An 18,336-nucleotide genomic window follows, 5' to 3' on the forward strand; every position below is an offset into this window, starting at 1 on the left:
TAGGCCCACCCTCAAGGGCCGTCGAGCCACTGGAACGAAGGCCCGTTGAGGCACAGCAAGCTGACTTCAAACTATTTAGGTAAACCCATGACGCAAACCCTTCACCGTCAATCTCGACGGGGCGATGCTCGCGGCTTTTTTACCTCTACGCTTGAATAACCCGAGCACGTCGTTGAAGTTCTTTTGTTTGCCAACCTGCTAATCACTATCGCCTCTTCGCGGACCGTTATTGCCCTGTTCCAGCGTCTGCAATTGCCACTCTCACTGGGCGTGCCGGCACATCAGGTACAGGATCGTATCGATCGGGTACGACATGATCGCTATCGCTTGCTGCACGACTTCTACCCCGACGCTGACGATGAGGAGAATTAATCCTGACTCACGGCGCCGATCTTATGCACGGACAAATCCGCCCCGTAATACTCTTCTTCCTGGCTCAAGCGCAGCCCATGGAAAGCCTTGATAGAGCCATAAACTGCAAATCCACCTACCAGCGCAACGAAGACGCCCAATGTGGTGCCGATCACTTGACTGATCAGGCTTACCCCACCCAAACCACCCAGTGCGCTCTGGCCGAAAATACCGCAAGCAATCCCGCCCCATACGCCGCACAAGCCGTGCAATGGCCAAACGCCCAATACATCGTCAATCCGCCATTTGCCTTGAGCAGCAGTAAAGCACCAGACAAACAATGCACCGGCAATTGCTCCCGTCACCAGCGCGCCCACCGGGTGCATCAAGTCAGAGCCAGCGCAGATCGCTACCAGCCCAGCCAGCGGCCCGTTGTGCAGGAAGCCTGGGTCATTGCGCCCGACAATCAACGCCGCTACGGTCCCGCCAACCATGGCCATCAGTGAATTCACCGCCACCAGACCACTGACACCTTGCAGGGTTTGCGCACTCATCACGTTGAAGCCGAACCAGCCGACGATCAAAATCCACGACCCCAAGGCCAGAAACGGAATGCTCGACGGCGCGAACGCCACAAGGCGCCCGTCACGGTAGCGGCCCTGACGCGGCCCGAGCAAGAGCACCGCCGCCAACGCTAACCACCCCCCCATGGCGTGGACCACTACGGAGCCTGCAAAATCATGAAAACTGGCACCGAAGCGCTCCAACAACCAAGCTTGCACACCAAAGTTGCCATTCCAGATCATCCCTTCGAAAAACGGATAGATGAACGCTACGATCAACGCCGTGGCACATAGCTGAGGCACGAACTGCGCGCGCTCGGCAATGCCGCCAGAAATAATCGCCGGAATCGCAGCCGCAAAGGTCAGCAAAAAGAAAAATTTGACCAGCCCGTAACCGTGATCAGCGTTGATCACCGCCGCTGGTTGCATGAAAGTGACGCCATAGGAAATCCAATAGCCTATAAAGAAGTAGGCGAGGGTCGAAATGGCAAAGTCGCTGAGAATCTTCGACAACGCGTTGACTTGGTTCTTCTGTCGAACGGTCCCCACTTCAAGAAAGGCGAAACCGGCGTGCATGGCCAGAACCATGACCGCACCGATCAAAATGAATAAGGTGTTGGAGCTGTGGACCAAATTGTCTACAGCGCTTTGCAGATTTTCCATGGAATGGGCAGACCTGATAGCTGAAAAAAGCACCAAAGCAGTTCACGCAAACCGCTGGCGCACCAAGTTATGACTCAATGGATTCAAGACCTTGATGCCAATGATCCGCCTTGGAGCACGAGCGCACTGCCTTTGCGCGAGTTTTGATTATTAGAGTTAGGGTTTTTCTGAAATCATGCCCGGCAACAGCGCAATGGCTCGGGATGACGCACCATGACGTAGCAAAAGTTGTACCAGTCATTTGTAGTGAACCTTCTCGCAGGGCTCATACTCGAACGAATCAGAACGCCACTTACGGAGATTTACCCATGGCCAGAATCAAGGCAAAGACTGCTCAAGAAATCCTGATGGAAGATTTTCAGACACTGGTCGGCGACACAGAACGATTACTGGAACACACCGCGTCACTGGCCGGTGATCAGGCTGACGAGTTGCGCGACCAGATTCACGACAGTCTGCTGCGTGCCAGGGAAACCTTGAAACTGACCGAAGACTCATTGCGCGAACGCGGCCAGGCTGCCGTGAACGCCACCGAAGATTACGTTCAGGCTAACCCGTGGCAATCGGTCGGGATCGCGGCAGGCGTGGGCTTCCTGATTGGCCTGTTGGCCACGCGTCGCTGATATGTCTATCGGCGAATCCGGCTCGTCCGCGACGGGCACAAGCTCCTCAACGCGGCGCCTCGGTGCCGCTTTTCTAGGCCTGTTGCACAGTCACGTCGAACTGTTCGGTATCGAACTGCAAGAGCAGAAGTCGCGCACGGTCAGCTTGTTACTATTTGCCGGCCTGGCGCTGGTCTTCGCCTTGCTGCTACTGGTGGGTTTGTCGGCACTGGTGTTGATTGTGCTGTGGGACACCTATCGACTGGCCGGCATCATTGGCCTTTGTGTGTTCTACACCCTCGCCGCTGTATTCTGCGCGATGCGTTTGAAAGCGGCGATTTTCGATGAGTCCTCGCCCTTCCACGGCACTCTGGAAGAACTGGCCAACGACCGGGAGCGTCTGCTGCCATGAGCCTGCCTAAACTACCTCACAACAGTTCCCGTGCTGAAATGCGCAAGGCGCTGATTCGCTTGCGCATGGAAATGCATCGCCAGGAAATTCGCCAGGAATCCAGGCAACTGCTACAACCTTTACAGCGTGCGCGCGCGATGACGCAAAACCTGCAGGGCGGTTTCGGCATTAAACATGCGCCACTGTGGGGCATGGCAGCCGTCACTCTGCTGGGATTTCTGACCGGCAAAGGTGCCAAAAGCGGTGGCATCAGTAGCCTCACGCGGCTGGTACAACTGGGAACCTCGCTGGGGCCGCTGATCAAATTGGTGATGCAGGGTTCCTCGCGCAAACACTAATCAGTCACTATCTGGCTGCATTCTTGCAACACCCTAGGTATGAACCTCTTTATCGAGAGGTTCGTTCCTGCGTGCCTAACCGGTGACCAGATTTATTCAAGAACAAGACCTTACTAAGGAGGCCTCGTGATCGACGGGCAACCGCTCGCCTGCTTTCAGCCGTTCATCGATACCGCCACCGGTCGTATCGCCGGGGTCGAGGCGCTCGGTCGTCTACGCCAGGCCGACGGTCAACTGACGTCAGTGGGGTCGCTATTCGCCGACCCGCGAACCCCCGCCGTAGCGCTGCGCCGTCTCGACCGGCAAATCCGCGATGACGCACTTAGCCGTTTACATGAAGCCCCCCCGGACTGGTTTCTGAGCTTGAACATGTCGCCGCGCTGGATCAGCCGCTTACGCCCGGATCAAGCGCTGCCGAGCCTCAAGCAACTGCTCCGGCATGGCGTCGACCCGAAACGCATCGTCTTCGAGATCACTGAATTGGGTGGCGACAGTCAGCGCCTGGCCGAAGTGGTCGCGCGTTACCGGCAAGCCGGTGCCCGGATCGCTATTGATGATTTCGGCGCCGGTTACTCGCAGCTCGACCGCGTACTGGCACTGCAACCCGATATTCTCAAACTCGACATGCGACTCTTTCAGGCCGCCGCGCTGGGAGGGCCGAGCAGCGAAGTGGTCAAGGCCCTGGCACAAATGGCCGAGAAAACCGGCTGTTGGATAATCGCCGAAGGGGTGGAGACCGAAGCTCAACTGAATTTTGCACTGGAGTGCGGTTCACGTTACGTGCAAGGCTTCCTGTTCGCCCGCGCCCAAGTGGACTTCTTTGAGACAGACGCTTTTGTCGAACGTTTCGCGCAGCTGCGCCAACGCTATGTTCAACAGAAACTGGCGGAACGTGGACGGTTGATGGACATGCGTCGACAGCTCTGCGAGCTGATGGCGATTCTACAAGAGTGGGCTCAGGCCCGTGCCCCTCTGAGCGCATTGCCTCAACTCGACGCATTCCCTTGGCTATTGCGCTTTTATCAATGCGACCGTCACGGCACACAACTGACGCCCAACCTTGAGTGGCGCAACAACGGCTGGGAGGCCGACAACCGCTACCTGGGCCATAACTGGTCATGGCGTCCGTACTTCTATCATTTACTGGCCGAGGGCTGGGATGAGCGCCGCCTGACGCTTTCAAACACCTACCGCGACGCCACCAGCAACCAGTACTGCCTGACCGCCGGACAATTTTTCGACAATGGCGAGCGACTGCTGCTCATCGACATCGACGCCGCCGGCTTGTAGTTCTGCTTGCAGGCGCTGATGCGAACCCGGAAGCTAGCGTCCTGTCTCACAAATACGTCCCTCTTTTGACGAGTGGCTGTGGGTCGTCAGGCGAGGAGCGGCGACGCAGCGTCACGGCAACCCACACCGTCAAGAAGGAACAGTACTGGCGAGCCAGGACACTCATCAGTCACCTGACGGAGAGAACCCGCCTTGGATTGGCAAACCCTGCTTACCCGCGAACGCCTTGGAAAGCCACTGCATAGCCCCGAAGAACTTGGCCGCAGCCCTTTCCACAAAGACCACGACCGCATTATTTTCTCCGGCGCATTTCGCCGATTGGGGCGCAAGACCCAAGTTCATCCGGTCTCCAGCAACGATCACATCCACACACGGCTGACGCACTCGCTGGAAGTCAGTTGCGTCGGCCGGTCCTTGGGAATGCGCGTCGGTGAGACCATCCGCAGTGCCTTGCCCGACTGGTGCGAACCCAGCGACCTGGGGATGGTGGTGCAATCGGCTTGCCTGGCCCACGACATTGGGAACCCGCCCTTCGGCCACTCCGGCGAAGACGCGATCCGTCATTGGTTCCAGCAGGCCGCCGGCCGTGGCTGGCTGGACGCAATGAGCGAAGTTGAACGCCATGACTTTCTCAACTTCGAAGGTAACGCCCAAGGCTTTCGGGTACTCACCCAGCTTGAATACCATCAGTTCGACGGCGGCACGCGGCTGACCTACGCCACCCTCGGTACCTACTTGAAATACCCTTGGACGGCCAAACACGCCGATTCCCTGGGTTACAAGAAGCACAAGTTCGGCTGCTACCAGAGCGAACTGCCATTGCTGGAGCAGATCGCCCACAAACTCGGTCTGCCACAAATCGAAGACCAACGCTGGGCACGTCATCCACTGGTGTACCTGATGGAAGCCGCTGACGACATCTGCTACGCACTGATCGACCTGGAAGACGGCCTTGAGATGGAGCTGCTGGAGTATGCCGAAGTCGAATCTCTGCTACTCGACCTGGTGGGTGATGACATTCCGCAAACCTATCGCCTGCTCGGCCTGCAGGATTCACGTCGGCGCAAACTGGCAATCCTGCGGGGCAAGGCCATCGAGCACTTGACCAACGCCGCCGCCCGCGCCTTTGTCGAACAGCAGGAAGCCCTGCTGGCCGGCACACTGCATGGCGATCTGGTGGAACACATGCACGGCCCGGCCAAACGCTGCGTGCTCAATGCCAAGGACATGGCGCGCAAAAAGATCTTTCAGGACAAGCGCAAGACCCTGCACGAAATAGGCGCCTACACCACGCTGGAAATCCTCCTTAACGCTTTCTGCGGCGCGGCACTGGAACAACACAACGGTCGCACGCCGTCCTTCAAGAGCCGGCGGATTCTCGACTTGCTGGGTAACAACGCGCCTGACCCTCACGGACCGCTGCATACGTCGTTCCTGCGCATGATTGATTTTATCGCCGGAATGACTGACAGCTATGCCAGTGAAATGGCTCAGGAAATGACGGGGCGCTCAACCCTGGGATAAAAACCAGGCATCAGCTGCTTCAGAGATTTCTGAACAGATGATGCCTGTCTCATGGCTTTACACCGCAGCCGGTTTTCACAGTGACCCGCTCGGGACTGCGCTGAGCAAACGTCGATTGTTCCTCACGAAAGAACTTTCAAACGCACCCGTCCACTGAAGCGACACCACAAGGTATCCAGTAAGTTATCGCTACTGGGCGCCCCCCCAAAAAAACCACTGAAATATTAAGACATCGGAAAACCACTAAACCAATTAAATATAAAATACGAAAGAAAAAACCACACCCTCAACCAAAACCAGAACAACCTATAACTTATATAACAAAATAAAATCAAACTATAGATTCGAAACATATTAGTCTTCTTCATTCGAAACCTAGTTCGTCCGTAGTCCACTTCCTTTTCTTGCGTAGGAATTATCCTATATTGCTGCTACAGCCCTGTCAGTTCATGCCCCTCTCAACTATCTGAGCTAAGGTGCGCGCTTTATTTGCGCTCGAATGGGACTTGATTATGAACTCTGTTTTTATTGTCGACGATCACCCCGTCATTCGCCTCGCTGTCCGCATGCTGCTGGAACACGAAGGTTATAAAGTCGTGGGCGAAACCGATAACGGGGTCGATGCCATGCAAATGGTTCGTGAATGCATGCCTGACCTGATCATTCTCGACATCAGCATTCCAAAACTGGATGGGCTGGAAGTTCTCGCTCGTTTCAATGCAATGAGCACTCCACTGAAAACATTAGTCTTAACGGCGCAATGCCCGACACTTTTTGGTATTCGCTGCATGCAGTCCGGCGCGTCAGGTTATGTGTGCAAACAGGAAGACCTTAGCGAGCTGGTAAGCGCAATCAAGGCGGTACTGTCCGGTTATAACTACTTCCCCAGCCAGGCGTTGAACCCGGTACGCCCCGATGATGCGCGTTATGCCGAGCTTGAATTGTTCAAATCAGTCAACGACCGAGAGCTAATGGTATTGCAGTTGTTTGCCCAGGGACGTACCAACAAGGAAATTGCCAAGGGCATGTTTCTAAGCAACAAGACTGTCAGCACTTATAAAAAACGACTCATGCAAAAACTCAAGGCGCAGTCGCTGGTAGAGCTCATCGAGATGGCAAAACGTAACGCGTTAGTGTGAGAGACAGGATGCCCAGTCGTTTAAAGGACTATCTAATAACATTGAGCGCAGGATTATGCCTGAGCACCTCCGTGCCCGCGGCACAAAATCTGGCGGCGAACTACACCCTTCTCAGCCGCTCAACGGTCGGGCACATGGAAGTCCAACTGGATAAACCGCAACAACAATGGATACAGAGCAAACGCGAACTCATCCTGGGCACATCCTCCCCGGACTACCCCCCGTTTGATATGACCATCAGCGGCCACGACTATGAGGGTTATACGGCTGACTATGCCGCCATCCTCGCTAGGGCAACGGGATTGTCCATCAAGGTCCAGCGCTTTGCTTCGCGTGACCGCGCCATCAAAGCGCTGGAACGCGGTGAAGTCGACCTCTTGGGCACCGCCAATGGATTCGAGGCGCACAGCACCGACATCGTGCTCTCAGCACCTTATGCCGTGGATCAACCGGTACTGGTGACACGTGAAGACGAAACCCGCTCCCTGAGCGACGGCCTCGCCGGGCTTCGACTGAGCATGGTGTATCACTACCTGCCGCTGGAAGAGATAAAGGCGCTGTATCCCAAGGCAATCGTCGTTTCCTACCCGTCCTACCAGAATGCAATCAACGCCGTTGCGTTCGATCAGGCCGACGTTTTTCTCGGCGACACCATTTCTACTCACTACATGATCAACAAGGGTTACCTGAACAACGTCCGCATGGCCAATTTCGGTAAACATGAGGCTTACGGTTTCAGTTTTGCCGTCAACAAGAATAATCCGCAGCTCCTTGGGATCATCAATACAACACTCGACGCCATACCCACCAGCGAACGAGAAAACATTGCCAAACGCTGGAGTGCCGGCAGCGACATATTGCTCACCGATCACAAACTGCAACTGACACACCGCGAAGACCGCTGGCTGGAGCAGCATCCGGTAGTGCGGGTGGTGGTCAACGAAGCCTTCGCACCGCTGACGTTTTTCGACAATGACGGTAACCTTCGTGGCGTCACCGCTGACCTGCTGGAACTCATCAGGTTGCGTACTGGCTTGCGCTTCGATATCCAGCGCAGTCGCAGTGACGATCAGATGATCGAAAAAATCAACAACCATCAGGCCGACCTGATCGCCGCATTGCTCCCAAGCCCAACGCGCGAATCGACGCTGAACTTCAGCCGCCCTTACCTGGAAAACTCCTTTGTCCTGCTGACGCGAAAATCCGCGGACAGTCCGACCAACCTTGCACAACTTGAAAACCAGCGCCTGGCAATCGCCAAGGGCAATCCCTTGGCGGACTACCTACGTCACGAGTTTCCACAAGTCCATCTGATCGAAACCAATGACACCTTCAGCGCCGTGGAGTTGCTGGCCGAAGGCAAGGTGGAAGGCGCCGTTGCAGCACTGGTAATCGCCAATTACTTTATTTCCTCGGGAGTCTTTGAGCACAAACTTCAGATCAGCACCACGATTGGCACCCAGCAGGCCGCCTTCTCTCTGGCCACAGCGCGAGGTGCCACGGAACTGAGTTCGATCATCGACAAAGCACTGTTAAGCATTGCCCCGCAAGAGCTGGGGGTCATCAACAACCGCTGGCGTGGCTACTCGCCAGCCTCGCAAAGTGCCTGGCGAAACTATCACCGCGTGTTCTATCAGGTCGTCGGCGGTGCTGGCGTGCTGTTGCTGCTTTCCATGGCCTGGAATGCCTACATGCAGCTTCAGATCAAACGACGCCAGGCGGCAGAGCTCGCACTGAACGATCAGTTCGAATTCATGCGTTCACTGGTCAACGGCACCCCTCATCCGATTTACGTGCGAGACCGTCAAGGGCTGCTGCAAAGCTGTAACGACAGTTACCTGCAGACCTTCGGCGCGAAACGCGAAGACGTCATCGGCAAAAGCATCATGCAGGGCAACATGAACAATGCCTTCGAAGCTAAGGAATACCAGGCGGACTATGAACGTGTCATGGCCGAGGGCGCGCCGTTGATCGTTGACCGCCCGCTGCACATCGGAGGTCACCGAATGACGATTTATCACTGGATTCTCCCTTACCGTGATTGGAGCGGTGAAGTGCAAGGCATCATCGGTGGCTGGATCGATATCAGCGAACGGCGACAACTGTTCGATGAACTGCGGGCCGCTAAAGAACGGGCCGATGACGCCAACCGAGCTAAAAGTACATTCCTGGCCACCATGAGCCACGAAATCCGCACGCCAATGAATGCCGTCATCGGCATGCTTGAACTGACCCTCAAACGCCTTGATCAGGGGCACATGGATCGTTCATCAATCGAAACGGCGTACAGCTCGGCAAAGGATTTACTGGAATTGATTGGCGACATTCTTGATATCGCACGGATCGAAACCGGGCACCTGAGCCTGAGCCCCGAGCGCGTCAACCCGGGTGAAATCGTTGCCTCAGTGATCAGGGTTTTCGACGGGCTGGCCAGGCAAAAAAATCTTCTCCTGCTGCTGGAGTTCACCCCGCCTCCCAAGCCGGTCGACGTGCTGCTCGACCCACTGCGCTTCAAGCAGGTGCTGTCGAACCTGGTCAGCAACGCCATCAAATTTACGCAGCAGGGCCAAATCAGAATTATCGTCGACCTGCTGGCGGCCGAAGCCCCTGATCGGGCTTGGATGCAGGTACAGGTACAGGACAGCGGCATAGGGATCAGCGAACAGGATCAGCAGCGTCTGTTCGAACCGTTCGCGCAAGCCGAAAACTGTGGGCAGCTGGCCAGAGGCGGCGCAGGTCTGGGTTTAGTGATCAGTCGCAGCTTGTGCGAAATGATGGGGGGCAGCCTGCAACTGAGCAGTGAGCCCGGGGTCGGTACCCATGTCAGCGTTTCGCTGCAACTGACAACACTGCCACTTGAGAAATCTGCGGAACGGATTGAGGCGCCCATCCACACCAGCGATACCCCTCTGAACGTACTGGTGGTCGACGATCATCCCGCCAATCGCCTACTCATGTGCCAACAGCTTGAGTTCCTGGGGCACCGGTTCACCGGTGCCTGCGATGGCGAAGCGGGACTGCTGGCCTGGCAAAGCGAGTCCTTCGATCTCATTGTTATCGATTGCAACATGCCCATCATGAATGGCTACCAACTCGCTCGCGCCATCCGCCAGCATGAACAGCAGGAACATTCTCCTCGCTGCACCATTCTCGGCTTTACCGCCAACGCACAACCGGAAGAGGTCCAGCGCTGCAAGCAAGCTGGCATGGACGATTGCCTCTTCAAACCTCTCAGCCTGACGGTATTGAGCCAGTGGGTCGAAAGCATCAAGCCGACCGCACCAGTGCGGGTGTTCAATCTGGAAGGACTGCGTTTGTTGACCGGTGACAATCCGGCGTTGACCCAGCGAATGCTAGCCGAACTGTTGAGCAGCAATCGCCTGGACCGCCATGAGTTACTCGCCCTGCCCTGCTTCGATAACCGGCAGGCGCTGATGGACGTCGCGCACAAGATCAAAGGCGCGGCACGAATCGCTCAGGCCGCCCGGTTAATCGGCAGCTGCGAGGCACTCGAAAAGGCGTGTCACGAGACGCGTGACGAAAGTGAAATTGAGCGCTGCCGCACAGCGATCAACGATGCCATGCTCGAACTGGAGCAAGCACTGCTTGTTCAGATAGGGCGAAACGACAACAGCAAAATGATGGAGCCTTAACTATGCTAAGGGCTGAGCAGTGCCTTAATTACTAAAGAGAGTCTTGTAATGCCCAACCCACTGCTCCCGGATCAACGTCGGTTCCCGTTGCATGTGCATATCAGCGCCATGTTCACCTTTCTGTTGTTACTGACGGGTGTTGTGTTGGGTATTTTCAATTATCAGCAAACCACGCAGATCATCCTCTCGAGCAGTGAAAAGCTCTTCAATCGCATCGAGCAGGATGTGCGCCAAGACTTGCAGGCCACCTATGAGCCGATTCGTCACCTGTTGAGTCTGCTGGCTGATTACCCAGCCGCCCAGACCACAGGGATCGAACAGCGTTTGGCGCTGCTCAAACCGTTCAGCCAATCGCTCAAGGACAACCCCAACCTCGCGTCGCTGTACCTGGGCTACGGCAATGGCGACTTCTTTATGGTTCGTCCACTGCGTACCCCCGCCCTCAGAGCGCTCGTTCAAGCCCCCGACGCGGCGGCCTATCAGGTCTGGAGTGTCGAACAGCAAGGCAGCGGCGCCAAGTTCCACTCACAATCCTTGTTCTACGATCAGGCCCTGACGTTCATCAGCCGCCAGGACGTTCCCGACAACACCTTCGACCCGCGCACCCGAGCCTGGTTTTCCGCGGCTCGCCAAGACGCAGATCAGATCACCACCCAGCCGTATGTTTTTTTCTCCACCCACAACGTCGGCACCACCCTGGCCCGACGCAGTGGCAGCAGCGCCGTGATAGGTGCCGACCTGACCCTGGACGCACTCAGCGCGACCTTGGCCAAACACGTGGTTACGCCCAGCACCGAAATCGTACTGTTCGATACTCAAGGCAATGCGATTGCCTACCCCGACAGCCGCAAACTGATCGTCGATGACCAGACCGACCGGCTGAGCAAAGCCGCCGACCTGAGCCCCGCCCTTAATGCCTTGCTCAACCATCCGCCAGAGGGCAATCGACTGGACGCCACCGGCCGCCAGTGGATCGTCGCCCGCAGCAGCCTGCAAGAGGGGGGGCCTCAAGGCCTGCAACTGGCGCTGCTGGTGCCGGAAGACGAGTTACTGGTCGATGCCTATCGCATGCGCTGGCAAACGGCGCTGATTACCCTGGCGACCTTGCTGCTGTGCCTACCGTTAGGCTGGCTGACCTCCCGAATTCTGGTCAAACCACTAAGCGTGTTGGTGCAGGAAGCCGATGCGATTCGCAGTTTCAACTTCAACTTTCCCGTCAGCCGCCGGTCGCCGGTGCTGGAAATAGATCAATTAAGCACGTCGATGGCGCGGATGAAGGACACCCTGGGGAGTTTTTTCCAGATCACCGAAAGCCTGAGCGCCGAAACCCGATTCGCCCCGCTACTGCAACTGGTGTTATTTGAAACGGTGAAAATCGCTCAGGCGCAGGCAGGTCTGATCTACTTGCGCGAACGTGACGGCAATCGAATGGAGCCTCAAGGACTGATCATCCACAACACGTCAGAGGCGCTCACGTCATTCAATATTGAGGGTCACGACCTCAATGGTATGCAGAGCCCGGATTGGCTTCAGCAGCTTTCCAAAACCGACAATATTGTCACCAGCCTCGGCTTCGAACAGGCCGGTGACCTGCAGACTGTGTTCCTCGCGCTGGCGGCTCCGCGTGTCCATTTGATCGGCATTCGATTGCACAACCGGCATGACGAAACTGTAGGGATGCTGATACTGTTGCTGGCTGACAGCGGTCACCAATCCGACCTGGAAAAGCTTCGCCCCGATCGCATCGCCTTTCTTCAAGCGGTGTCCGGTGCAGCGGCAGTGTGCATCGAAAGTCAGCGCCTGCAAGCCAAGCAGAAACAACTGCTCGACTCCTTCATTCAACTGCTGGCCGGCGCGATCGACGCAAAAAGTCCTTACACCGGCGGCCATTGCCAGCGAGTGCCGGCGCTGACCCTGATGCTCGCTCAGGCGGCTGCCGCCAGTCAGGCCCCTGCGTTTGTCGGCTACCAACCTACAGAGGATGAGTGGGAAGCCCTGCACATCGCGGCCTGGCTACATGACTGCGGCAAGGTCACCACCCCTGAATACGTAGTCGACAAGGCGACCAAACTGGAAACCTTGAACGACCGTATTCATGAAGTTCGTACCCGCTTCGAGGTACTCAAGCGCGATGCCTGGATCGACTACTGGCAAGCAATTAGCGCGGACGGTAACGCGCAACACTTGGCCGCAATGCGCGACGCCACCCTGGCGGAGCTGGATGATGACTTCGCTTTTGTTGCCCGCTGCAATCTCGGTGGCGAGGTCTTGGCCGAGACCGACCTGCAACGCCTGAACACTATTGCCCAACGCACCTGGAGCCGAACCCTGGATGATCGATTGGGGGTGTCCTGGGAAGAGAATCACCGTCAGGCCAAAAGCCCAGCGCCGGTGCTGCCGGTCAGTGAGCCTTTACTCGCGGATAAACCCGAACACCTGCTTGAACGCGCCGAGGTCGAACTGATCCCGGCCGATAATCCGTGGGGGTTCAAACTCGACGTACCGCGCTACAAGTACAACCGTGGCGAGCTGTACAACCTGAGCATCAGCCGCGGCACCCTGACTCGCGAGGAACGTTACATCATCAATCACCACATGGTGCAGACGATCCTGATGCTCAGCCACCTGCCGTTCCCTAGCCACCTCGACAACATTGCGGAAATCGCCGGCGGCCACCACGAGAAAATGGACGGCACCGGGTATCCCAAAAGATTGAAGCGTGAAGAGCTGAGCCTGCCGGCGCGGATGATGGCGATTGCCGATATTTTCGAGGCACTCACCGCGGCCGATCGTCCTTACAAGAAAGCCAAGTCCTTGAGCGAGGCGTTAGGCATCATGGCCACGATGTGCCGTGACGCCCATATCGACTCTGAATTGTTCGAGCTGTTTCTCAATGACCGGATTTACGAGCAGTACGCCGAGCAGTTCCTCAATCCAGAGCAGATCGACGCGGTAGATCCAAACAGCCTGTTGATCAAGGCTGGCTTGAAAACCTGATCAGCAATCGGTCAGGCGCAAGAAAATAGCGGCCAGATGCTCGATGCCAGCCTGATCGAGTTCGGTAAAACGTGACAGATTCGGGCTGTCCAGATCCAGCACGCCAATCAATCGACCGTCCTTGACCAGTGGCACCACCAATTCACTGTTAGACGCGCTGTCGCAAGCGATATGCCCAGGGAATGCATGCACATCTGCCACTCGTTGAGTCTGCAAGGTGGCCGCCGCCGCACCACACACGCCCCGACCGAACGGAATCCGCACACAGGCGATCTGCCCCTGAAACGGCCCGAGCACCAGTTCTTCGTTGCGATTCAGGTAGAAACCAGCCCAGTTCAAGTCATCGATCTGGTTGAACAAAAACGCCGAAAACTGCGCGGCATTGGCGATAAAATCGCGCTCGTCAGCCAACAAGGATTCCAGCTGCGCCCACAACAGGCCATAGCCATCAAGGCCCTGCCCGCTCTTTTGTAATTCGATCATGCCTTGTGCTCCAACAGCTTGAGGCCTACCCAATAGCGCGCAAACTGGTAGGCGCACCGTCCATTACGATTACCCCGCCCCGTGGCCCAGCGCACCGCAAGAATGTCCAGCTCATCGCAACGCTGCCACTCAAGGCCGGCCTTGTCCGCCAATTGACCGATCCAGTGCTCGACGACGTCGAGGAAGTGTTCCTGGGTAAATGGATAGAACGAGAGCCACAAGCCAAAACGGTCCGACAGTGCAATTTTGTCTTCCACCGCCTCGCTGGGATGCAGTTCGCCATCAACCCTTTTCCAGTTTTCGTTATCACTGTCCTTTTCCGGCACCAAGTGGCGGCGGTTGGAAGTGGCGTACAGCAGTACGTTATCCGGCGCCTGTTCAAGGGAGCCGTCGAGCACACTCTTGAGCACGCGATAGTCGCCCTCGCCCGACTCGAACGACAGGTCATCGCAGAACAGCACGAAACGTTGAGGCAACTTGGCGATCTGCTCGACCACTCGCGGCAGATCCGCCAAGTGATCGCGCTCGATCTCGATCAGTCGCAGGCCAGCACTGGCGTGCTCCGCCAGCAAGGCGCGCACCAGCGACGACTTACCGGTGCCACGGGCGCCCCAGAGTAAGGCATGATTGGCGGGCATGCCATCGAGGAACTGCTGGGTATTACGCCCCAGTTGTTCCAACTGACGGTCAACGCCAATCAGGTCGGACAACCGCATATCGAGGCTGACTTGCAGCGGCAACAGAAACCCATTGCGCCCTTCACGATGCCAGCGCGCTGCCAGGCAGTGCGTCCAATCGATGGTCTGCCGAGGTGCCGGCAGCAGCGGTTCGATACGGGCCAGAACGGCATCGGCGCGTTCAAGAAAAGCATTCAATCGGGAATCCACGTCTTCTCCTCGGGCTCGTTTAACAGTAATGATGGCGATACAGCTGACAAACAGTACGTTCAATACTCGGATAAGCCCTCAACAAGGGCTACCCGCCAATAACGGTATCCATGCATGATCGACTATGCTTGAGCAGCGAAGGGAAACGGAAGTGGTTCAACACCCCATGGATATCAAGTTCACCCACCGACTGTCTTATAAACAGGCCCGGCTGACTGTGCTGGTCGGTTTCATACTGGGCACCTCGCTCAGCTTGCTGCAAATAGCCATCGATTATGCCAGCGAAGACGCCTCCATCAACCGCGAAATACGGTCGTTGCTGGAAATCAGCCATAACCCTGCCTCACGCATCGCCTACAACATCGATGCGGAACTGGCTCAGGAACTGACCCAGGGCCTTTTGCGCTCGCCGGCAATCATCGGTGCGCAGTTGACCGACAACAACAATACCGTGCTGGCACACGTCAAGCGCCCCGGTCTTCAGAGCGGTTACCGGGCCATAAGCGATTACCTGTTCGGCGCCAACCGCCAGTTCGAAGACCGACTCTATCTTGAGCACCTGCCAGACGAATCCCTCGGCTCGCTACACCTGGAAGTCGATACCTACGCGTTCGGTAGCCGCTTCCTGCGTCGGGCCGAGATCACCCTGCTCAACGGTTTTGTCCGCAGCCTGATCCTTACCGGCATTCTGCTGGCGCTGTTCTACGTGATGCTGACCAAACCGTTGGTGCGTGTCATCCGCGAACTCAGCGACCGTGACCCAGGCAGCACTCAGCCCACCTGGCTGGAGTACCCACCCGGCCATGAAAACGATGAAATCGGGGTACTGGTCAAAGTCGCCAACCAGCAATTCGAAAGTATTGCCACTGAAATTCAGCAGCGACGCAACGCCGAAAACCGATTGACTGACTACCTGAGCCAACTGGAAAACATTGTTTCGGCCCGCACAGCTGAACTCAAGGCGATCAACACTCGGCTCAGTCAATCCAACCAGGAACTGGAAATCGCGCGCAGCACGGCTCTGGACATGGCCGAAGCGCGCTCATCCTTCCTGGCCAACATGAGCCATGAAATCCGCACACCGCTCAACGGCTTGCTGGGCATGATTGCACTCTCACTCGACGGCCCCCTTAATGCCGAGCAACAGCAACAACTGTCCATCGCTCATGACTCAGGCAAAGTGCTGGTGGAACTGCTCAACGATATTCTCGACCTGTCGAAATTCGACGCTGGCCAACTGGAGCTCGAACACATTCCATTCGACTTGGGCTCCCTGATCGAGGATACCGCCAACCTGCTATCGCAAAACGCCGCGCCCAGCGTAGAGCTGGCATGCCTGATTGATCCACAATTTCCAGCGTTGGTAATTGGCGATCCGACGCGGGTCCGGCAGATTGTCAGCAACCTACTATCCAACGCCCTCAAATTCACCCGCTTTGGCCGTGTCGATGTTCGCCTTTGCACGTTCGAGGATGGCGTCAGAATCGAGGTTTGTGACACCGGCATAGGGATTGCCCAAGACGCGCAGGTCAAAATCTTCCAGCCCTTCACCCAAGCCGGCGCCGGCATTACCCGACAATTTGGCGGCACCGGGCTCGGGTTGGCCCTGACCTATAACCTTTGCGAAGCCATGCAGGGGCGACTGACCATCAGCTCGGAAGCCGGCTTTGGCAGTCAGTTCTGCGCCGACCTGCCGCTACCGTGCCATACGCGCGCCTTGGTGCCAAAACCGCTGCAAGGCAAGGTCGTCGCCATCACGGCGGCCAGCAGTGGCCTGGCAGAGCTATTGAAGGGGCTGCTGCCTGGATGGGGGATCGACTATGAGCGACGCTCCATCGAAGATTCATTAATCGGCCTCAATCCCGATGTGTTGATCACTGATTGCCCCGAATGCCTATTCGGCCTGAGGCCCACGGTCCCCGCAGCAATTTTGTTGGTGACCGCCTACGGCAGCTTCCTGCCCAGCGAAGAAGCCAGCGCCCTCGCGCCGCTCCAGCAACAAGCGCGCCCGCTGGCTCGCAATGCGCTTTACCAGACGTTGCGGCGAGTGTTGCAACCGGATCTCATCAGCAATAACGATGTGCGTGCCGATAACCTCACACCCCAGCGACGCGGACGCGTATTGCTGGTGGAGGACAATCCGGTCAATCAATTGGTGGCCAAGGGGATGCTTGGCAAGCTCGGCTGCGAGGTGATTGTGGCGGCCCACGGCGGCGAAGCGCTGGACCAGCTTGAGCAAAGAGATTTCGATCTGGTGCTGATGGATTGCAATATGCCGGTGATGGACGGATATGAGGCCAGTCGGCAAATTCGTCGCAGCGGGCGCTGGCCCCAGTTACCTATTGTCGCCCTGACCGCCAACGCCATGTCCGAAGAGCGCGAACGCTGCCGCGCGGCAGGCATGAGTGACTACCTGGCCAAACCCTTTCGTCGCGAAGAACTGACCGCCCTGCTCGACCTGTGGATCCCTACTACGACAGCGCTTTGATGTGCGCCAGCAACTGATCAAGCCCCACGCGCAAATCCGTCAGGCAATCCAGGTCGATGCCGCTGTCGCACAGTAACCGGGCCTTGAGCGGGCCGACCTCATCGCGCAACGCCTTGCCCGCGGCGCAAAGGCTCAGGTGGACCTCGCGCTCATCGCGTACCGAGCGCTGACGCTGAATCAACTGCAAGTGTTCAAGGCGTTTGAGCAAAGGCGTCAGGGTCCCGGAATCCAGCGCCAGGCGCTCGCCCAGCGCCTTGACGGTAGGCTGCTGCGGCGCCGCGTCCTGCCACTCCCATAACACCAGCATCGCCAGGTATTGCGGGTAAGTCAGGCCCAACTGATCGAGCATTGGCTTGTACGCTCTAATCACCGCCCTGGAGGCCGCATACAGCTTGAAACAGAGCTGACTGTCGAGGTTAAGGGAATCGACTGACAGCGTGTTCATTTGAGCAGAGCTTCAATCTCAAGGCTCAAATCTTGCGGCTTGGTGGTCGGCGCGAAACGCTTGACCAACTGGCCATCCTTACCGATGAGGAACTTGGTGAAGTTCCACTTGATGCCCTGAGACCCCAACAAACCCGGCGCACGTTTTTTCAATTGCACGAACAGCGGATGAGCATCGGCACCATTGACCTCCACCTTCTTGAACAACGGAAAACTGACACCGAAGTTCAATTCACAGAACTCGGAAATCGCCCCCTCGCTACCCGGCTCCTGCTTGCCAAACTGATTACAGGGAAAACCAAGTACAACCAAGCCCTGATCCTTATAGGTTTGCCAAAGCTCTTCGAGGCCTTTGTATTGCGGGGTGAATCCGCATTTGCTCGCAGTGTTGACCACCAGCACCGCTTTGCCGGCGAAATCGGCCAGGGTCTTTTGCTCACCCTTGATGGTGGTGCAAGGGATGCTCAGAAGGTTATCGCTCATGGCAAGGCTCCAGATAAAG

General features: G+C 56.9%; 15 protein-coding genes. 10 read left to right on the plus strand and 5 right to left on the minus strand.

Features of this window, described 5'->3' with window-relative positions:
* Positions 1 to 183 precede the first annotated feature (183 nt).
* Complete coding sequence (locus RHM68_RS16955) at positions 184 to 372, plus strand: hypothetical protein (protein ID WP_322223957.1); 189 nt, start codon at positions 184 to 186, stop codon at positions 370 to 372.
* Here the strand turns inward: RHM68_RS16955 and RHM68_RS16960 are convergent.
* On the minus strand, positions 369 to 1,577 hold the full coding sequence (locus RHM68_RS16960; RefSeq protein ID WP_322216866.1) for an ammonium transporter: 1,209 nt from the start codon (positions 1,575 to 1,577) through the stop codon (positions 369 to 371). The genes RHM68_RS16955 and RHM68_RS16960 overlap by 4 nt on opposite strands.
* Before the next feature lie 308 nt (positions 1,578 to 1,885).
* Here RHM68_RS16960 and RHM68_RS16965 point away from each other — a divergent pair, with 308 nt between their 5' ends.
* The 8 genes from RHM68_RS16965 to RHM68_RS17000 all read left to right on the plus strand — a co-directional run bounded on the left by RHM68_RS16965 (position 1,886) and on the right by RHM68_RS17000 (position 13,532).
* The gene (locus RHM68_RS16965; RefSeq protein WP_322216868.1) at positions 1,886 to 2,200 is read left to right on the plus strand and encodes a YqjD family protein; all 315 of its coding nucleotides are present in this window, start codon (positions 1,886 to 1,888) and stop codon (positions 2,198 to 2,200) included.
* 1 nt (position 2,201) lies between these two features.
* The gene (locus tag RHM68_RS16970) at positions 2,202 to 2,591 is read left to right on the plus strand and encodes a phage holin family protein (RefSeq protein ID WP_322216870.1); all 390 of its coding nucleotides are present in this window, start codon (positions 2,202 to 2,204) and stop codon (positions 2,589 to 2,591) included.
* Positions 2,588 to 2,929 (plus strand): hypothetical protein, encoded by a 342-nt coding sequence (locus RHM68_RS16975; protein WP_322216871.1) that lies wholly within the window; start codon positions 2,588 to 2,590, stop codon positions 2,927 to 2,929. The genes RHM68_RS16970 and RHM68_RS16975 overlap by 4 nt, the downstream gene beginning before the upstream one ends.
* A gap of 126 nt (positions 2,930 to 3,055) precedes the next feature.
* Positions 3,056 to 4,219 (plus strand): EAL domain-containing protein, encoded by a 1,164-nt coding sequence (locus tag RHM68_RS16980; protein ID WP_322216874.1) that lies wholly within the window; start codon positions 3,056 to 3,058, stop codon positions 4,217 to 4,219.
* A gap of 192 nt (positions 4,220 to 4,411) precedes the next feature.
* A complete protein-coding gene (locus tag RHM68_RS16985) occupies positions 4,412 to 5,743 on the plus strand; it encodes a deoxyguanosinetriphosphate triphosphohydrolase (protein WP_322216877.1) in 1,332 nt (443 codons plus the stop codon).
* 512 nt (positions 5,744 to 6,255) lie between these two features.
* On the plus strand, positions 6,256 to 6,882 hold the full coding sequence (locus RHM68_RS16990; RefSeq protein WP_322223827.1) for a response regulator transcription factor: 627 nt from the start codon (positions 6,256 to 6,258) through the stop codon (positions 6,880 to 6,882).
* An 8-nt stretch (positions 6,883 to 6,890) separates the two neighbouring features.
* A complete protein-coding gene (locus RHM68_RS16995) occupies positions 6,891 to 10,535 on the plus strand; it encodes a transporter substrate-binding domain-containing protein (protein WP_322216880.1) in 3,645 nt (1,214 codons plus the stop codon).
* A gap of 48 nt (positions 10,536 to 10,583) precedes the next feature.
* Positions 10,584 to 13,532 (plus strand): HD domain-containing phosphohydrolase, encoded by a 2,949-nt coding sequence (locus tag RHM68_RS17000; RefSeq protein WP_322216882.1) that lies wholly within the window; start codon positions 10,584 to 10,586, stop codon positions 13,530 to 13,532.
* On the opposite strand, the gene RHM68_RS17005 is transcribed toward RHM68_RS17000, so the two are convergent.
* Positions 13,533 to 14,015 (minus strand): GAF domain-containing protein, encoded by a 483-nt coding sequence (locus tag RHM68_RS17005; RefSeq protein WP_322216884.1) that lies wholly within the window; start codon positions 14,013 to 14,015, stop codon positions 13,533 to 13,535. It abuts the gene before it with no gap.
* Positions 14,012 to 14,902 carry an ATP-binding protein gene (locus tag RHM68_RS17010; RefSeq protein ID WP_322216887.1) on the minus strand — a complete coding sequence of 297 codons (891 nt, stop codon included), beginning with the start codon at positions 14,900 to 14,902 and terminating at the stop codon, positions 14,012 to 14,014. Before RHM68_RS17010 ends, RHM68_RS17005 begins: the two co-directional genes overlap by 4 nt.
* A 166-nt stretch (positions 14,903 to 15,068) precedes the next feature.
* Between RHM68_RS17010 and RHM68_RS17015 the strand changes: the two genes are divergently transcribed.
* Entirely contained in the window at positions 15,069 to 17,390 is a 2,322-nt protein-coding gene (locus RHM68_RS17015; RefSeq protein WP_322216890.1) for a hybrid sensor histidine kinase/response regulator, read from the plus strand.
* Here RHM68_RS17015 and RHM68_RS17020 read toward each other — a convergent pair.
* Both RHM68_RS17020 and RHM68_RS17025 read right to left on the minus strand, forming a co-directional pair.
* Positions 17,374 to 17,835: a MarR family winged helix-turn-helix transcriptional regulator gene (locus tag RHM68_RS17020; RefSeq protein WP_322216892.1), complete on the minus strand. Its 462-nt coding sequence runs from the start codon at positions 17,833 to 17,835 to the stop codon at positions 17,374 to 17,376. The two genes, RHM68_RS17015 and RHM68_RS17020, sit on opposite strands and share 17 nt — an antisense overlap.
* A complete protein-coding gene (locus RHM68_RS17025; protein WP_322216894.1) occupies positions 17,832 to 18,317 on the minus strand; it encodes a glutathione peroxidase in 486 nt (161 codons plus the stop codon). Before RHM68_RS17025 ends, RHM68_RS17020 begins: the two co-directional genes overlap by 4 nt.
* Between the last annotated feature and the right edge of the window lie 19 nt (positions 18,318 to 18,336).

The organism is Pseudomonas sp. DC1.2 (assembly GCF_034351645.1).
Taxonomy (GTDB): domain Bacteria; phylum Pseudomonadota; class Gammaproteobacteria; order Pseudomonadales; family Pseudomonadaceae; genus Aquipseudomonas.

What these genes read in the sequence shown, in the direction of transcription:
- RHM68_RS16960 (WP_322216866.1), bottom strand. Translation starts at nt 1,577, where the DNA reads ATGGAAAATCTGCAAAGCGCTGTAGACAATTTGGTCCACAGCTCCAAC.
- RHM68_RS16965 (WP_322216868.1), top strand. Translation starts at nt 1,886, where the DNA reads ATGGCCAGAATCAAGGCAAAGACTGCTCAAGAAATCCTGATGGAAGAT.
- RHM68_RS16970 (WP_322216870.1), top strand. Translation starts at nt 2,202, where the DNA reads ATGTCTATCGGCGAATCCGGCTCGTCCGCGACGGGCACAAGCTCCTCA.
- RHM68_RS16975 (WP_322216871.1), top strand. Translation starts at nt 2,588, where the DNA reads ATGAGCCTGCCTAAACTACCTCACAACAGTTCCCGTGCTGAAATGCGC.
- RHM68_RS16990 (WP_322223827.1), top strand. Translation starts at nt 6,256, where the DNA reads ATGAACTCTGTTTTTATTGTCGACGATCACCCCGTCATTCGCCTCGCT.
- RHM68_RS16995 (WP_322216880.1), top strand. Translation starts at nt 6,891, where the DNA reads ATGCCCAGTCGTTTAAAGGACTATCTAATAACATTGAGCGCAGGATTA.
- RHM68_RS17000 (WP_322216882.1), top strand. Translation starts at nt 10,584, where the DNA reads ATGCCCAACCCACTGCTCCCGGATCAACGTCGGTTCCCGTTGCATGTG.
- RHM68_RS17005 (WP_322216884.1), bottom strand. Translation starts at nt 14,015, where the DNA reads ATGATCGAATTACAAAAGAGCGGGCAGGGCCTTGATGGCTATGGCCTG.
- RHM68_RS17015 (WP_322216890.1), top strand. Translation starts at nt 15,069, where the DNA reads ATGGATATCAAGTTCACCCACCGACTGTCTTATAAACAGGCCCGGCTG.
- RHM68_RS17020 (WP_322216892.1), bottom strand. Translation starts at nt 17,835, where the DNA reads ATGAACACGCTGTCAGTCGATTCCCTTAACCTCGACAGTCAGCTCTGT.
- RHM68_RS17025 (WP_322216894.1), bottom strand. Translation starts at nt 18,317, where the DNA reads ATGAGCGATAACCTTCTGAGCATCCCTTGCACCACCATCAAGGGTGAG.